This is a genomic window from Sandarakinorhabdus cyanobacteriorum, assembly GCF_002251755.1.
Classification (GTDB): Bacteria; Pseudomonadota; Alphaproteobacteria; order Sphingomonadales; family Sphingomonadaceae; genus Sandarakinorhabdus; species Sandarakinorhabdus cyanobacteriorum.
The window spans coordinates 1-3258 of sequence record NZ_NOXT01000028.1 but is presented as its reverse complement, the minus strand read 5'-3'; the positions used below and the strand labels follow the sequence as shown (position 1 = coordinate 3258).

Genomic DNA, 3258 nt, shown 5'->3' with positions numbered 1-3258 from the left:
TTGCGCCAGCACTTTTGGCGAAACTTGATCCAGCCTTTACAAGAGGACCTTCCGCCGATCCAGCGCTGGCTCAACCGCATCCTCGCGCTGCCGATCGGAATGCAGAATGCGATCTTCGAGGAATTTCTGGGGTTGGTCGAAGCGCGGGTGTCGGCCGCGCGCGAGGCCGGATCGCTCGATGTTGGCGTCGAAACCCTTCGGGTTGAACAGGCCGAGGTTGTCGAAGACATCGTCCTGCGGACCGACGGGCGAACCGGCGCCACGTCACACTTGCTGCAGCTGGCTCTCAAGACGAGAGCACGGCCGATCTCCCTTGAGCGTGTCCTTGAGCGCCGCGACTACGCTGACGGCTGCATTCTGCTCCACAATACCAAGAGCGGGAAAGCAGCCCTGGCCGAACCTTCGCGGCACTTCATGACCGAACAGGGCGAACTCATCAGGCGGGTTATCCTCCACCGCCCGCTCCGGCGCGAATACCACCACTTCGATGACCTTGCGGAATCGGCTTGGGAGGAAGCTCCGCGCCGGACTTTTGAGAAGCTGTGGCAAAGCGAGGTTGCGGAGCTTGCCGAACGGCTCACCACAGAGACCGTGTACCTTGCAACCGGACTTCTCCTGCCGATCTGGTCGAGCCTTCCCATCGACTATCTGGAGGTCCGGCGGATCGTGGACGAAGAGGGACGAAGCTGGCTCGGCCGCATGGTCCACGAACTCGATGTGGCCAAGCTGCTCGAGAAATTCGACATTGCCTCTACCGTTGAACTGAGTTCGGATACGATCATCAAGGCGCTCAGCGAAAGCCGGATCATCCCGATCAAGCGGCCGTTCGAGGCGACCATCAAATGTTCGCGTGTGGCAGGCGAACAGCGCTACGAAATCGTCGGAGCGCCTGTCGATCAGCTCCCTTGGCTGAAGAGCATCGGATGCTTCACCGAAATTATCTCGTTTCGTACACGGGTTTTCATTCCGACAGCGACCGCTTCATCGGTTATCAGCGACCTGCTTCGCGTGTGAGTGCGTATTTTTGCAAGCTGCTGCTCCAATGACCGAGGTGTAGCCTCAGGGGTTACACCGCTGTTGACTCTTTGTGTAACTTGTGGGATTACACCTCCATGGAAATCGGAAGCATCCGCCACAAGGCGCTTCGCAGATTTGCTGAGACCGGGAAGCCAGCAGGGCTGATGGAGGCTGACCGGCTCCGTCGCATGCTGGCGTTCATTGCCTCGGCAGAGAGCCTGGATGAGCTGGCGGTGCCGCCGAATTTCGGGTTTCACCCTCTCACCGGAGACAGGGAGGGATACTTTGCCATGACGGTAACCCGAAATTGGCGGCTGACATTCACAATGATCGACGAACTCACCGTCGCTGATCTCGACCTGGAGGACTATCACTGATGGCTATCAAGCTCCATGACAGCTTCGCGATCCACCCGGGCCCTTGGTTGCTCGAAGAGATCGTGAAGCCTTACAACATGAATGTGTCGAGCACCGCAGATCATCTCAAGGTTACTCGGCCTGCGTTGAGCCGCTTGCTGAATGGCAGGGCTGCGCTGACCCCGGAGATGGCGATCCGGTTCGAGAAGGCATTTGGTGTTTCTGCTGCCACCATGCTGCGGATGCAGTCCGCCTATGATCTTGCGCAAGCCAAAGGCGGATCGGAGACGATTTCTATCGAGCGCGTGCGCGAGCCTGCATAGCAGGACTCAATTGGGTCGCCGATGACCGCAGTCGCGTTGAGACTCCCTTCATCGGATATCTCGCCTGATTGACAATGCGCCGACTGGCCAAGAGGTTATGGTTTCGGACCGAGTTAGGCCAATTCTGTCCCGTTAAATCGCAGGGTCCCAACCCTTCAGCCCGATCAAAGGCAAAGCCACATTTGTTTCCCGTTCTTTCTTCTTGGCCAATCAAGGCCATGGAGAAAGATGATGACCTATTCTCACTTCGACCCCGCCATGCAGAACCGCGTTGTGTGGAATGCCGGCAGAACCGTCGGCACAAAGCGGCCGCTTACCCAAAAACAGATTTGGGCGATCCGGTTCTTCCTTGATCGCGAGGAGCGGCTCCGCGACCGTGCGCTGTTCGACCTGGCGATCGACAGCAAACTGCGGGGCTGCGATCTGGTGAAGCTCAAAATCGGCGACCTCGTAGCCGGATCAGAGGTCCGCGACCGCGCCATGATTATTCAGCGGAAAACCGGTCGTCCCGTGCAATTCGAAATCACCGCAGACGCCCGCTCGAGCCTGGCGACATGGCTGCTGCGACGTGGCGGCACCATCGATGATTTCGTGTTCCCAAGCAGGATCCATTCCGGTCAACCGATGAGCACGCGGCAGTATGCCCGGCTCGTCGATGAATGGGTCACCGCAGTCGGGTTGCGGCGTGAAGACTACGGCACGCATTCCATGCGGCGCACCAAAGCGGCCATGATCTACCGGACAACGGGAAATCTGCGTGCGGTCCAGATTCTCCTGGGACATTCCAAGATCGAGAACACGGTCCGCTATCTCGGTGTCGACGTGGAGGATGCACTTGTCCTCGCTGAGCGTATCGAAATCTGACCATCATGGCGGCCGTCGGGCAAGCTCCGATGGCCGCTTTTGGTGAAAAGCTGAGATTGCCGAACCGGCAACAAGTGGGTGGATTCCTGAATGACCGCTTTCGCGGATCGCGATCGCGGCCGTTCGTCGTTCGCCCCTTCCAAACATGTTGCCGTCAACAACATTCAAGCCTGCGAAGGCGGCAATCTCAATAGATGTGCCGGGTCAGGTCGACGGTCTTGGATGGCGGCATCTTGCCGAAGGCAAGCGCCGCCCCAGCGCTGCCGAATTGCAGCAGGTAGCTGCGCTGTTCGTAAACCACCGCGCGGTTGTCGCCTGACAGTGACATCGGCAGGCGAGCGTTCCAATCTATCCTTATCGCTTGGTCGCGCCGCAACACGAGCCGGATCGTCTGGCTTGGAATCCTGCTGGCGATTGCGCCTCTGCCACGCCCATGACGGAAGCGCAGTTCCAGGCCTTCGTCACCGGGCTGCCATGTCAGCCGGTCGAGACCGTGGAACGCCCGCCTATCGGCGGTCGTGTCCACGCCGCCGATCGTCTCGAACAGCTGGAATTGCTCGTCCTCAAGGCAGCGCACCTCTTGGCAAACAGACCGGGCATCCGGAAGCACCTTCGGCAATGGCCATTCCGATGGTGGGCGAACCCTCGCGGTTGCAGCAGGTCGCGTCCCGGCAGGTGGTGTAGGTTATGAGGGTAGC

Annotated in this window: 5 protein-coding genes; 4 read left to right on the top strand and 1 reads right to left on the bottom strand. The window is 59.3% G+C overall.

Translation table 11 applies throughout. The features are described from left to right. The 4 genes from CHU93_RS00565 to CHU93_RS00550 form a co-directional block, all read left to right on the top strand. The coding region (locus tag CHU93_RS00565; protein WP_207759164.1) for a strawberry notch C-terminal domain-containing protein at positions 1-1014 on the top strand (1014 nt) is incomplete at its 5' end. Between the two features lie 98 nt (positions 1015-1112). Continuing rightward, positions 1113-1394 (top strand): type II toxin-antitoxin system RelE/ParE family toxin, encoded by a 282-nt coding sequence (locus CHU93_RS00560; RefSeq protein ID WP_094472276.1) that lies wholly within the window; start codon positions 1113-1115, stop codon positions 1392-1394. Next, the gene (locus CHU93_RS00555) at positions 1394-1696 is read left to right on the top strand and encodes a HigA family addiction module antitoxin (RefSeq protein WP_058456848.1); all 303 of its coding nucleotides are present in this window, start codon (positions 1394-1396) and stop codon (positions 1694-1696) included. Before CHU93_RS00560 ends, CHU93_RS00555 begins: the two co-directional genes overlap by 1 nt. Positions 1697-1927: 231 nt before the next feature. Further along, positions 1928-2560, top strand: coding sequence for a tyrosine-type recombinase/integrase (locus tag CHU93_RS00550; RefSeq protein ID WP_094472278.1), 633 nt, complete (start codon positions 1928-1930; stop codon positions 2558-2560). A 187-nt stretch (positions 2561-2747) separates the two neighbouring features. Here the strand turns inward: CHU93_RS00550 and CHU93_RS00545 are convergent, their stop codons facing one another. After that, entirely contained in the window at positions 2748-3179 is a 432-nt protein-coding gene (locus CHU93_RS00545; RefSeq protein WP_094472275.1) for a hypothetical protein, read from the bottom strand. Positions 3180-3258: the final 79 nt, after the last annotated feature.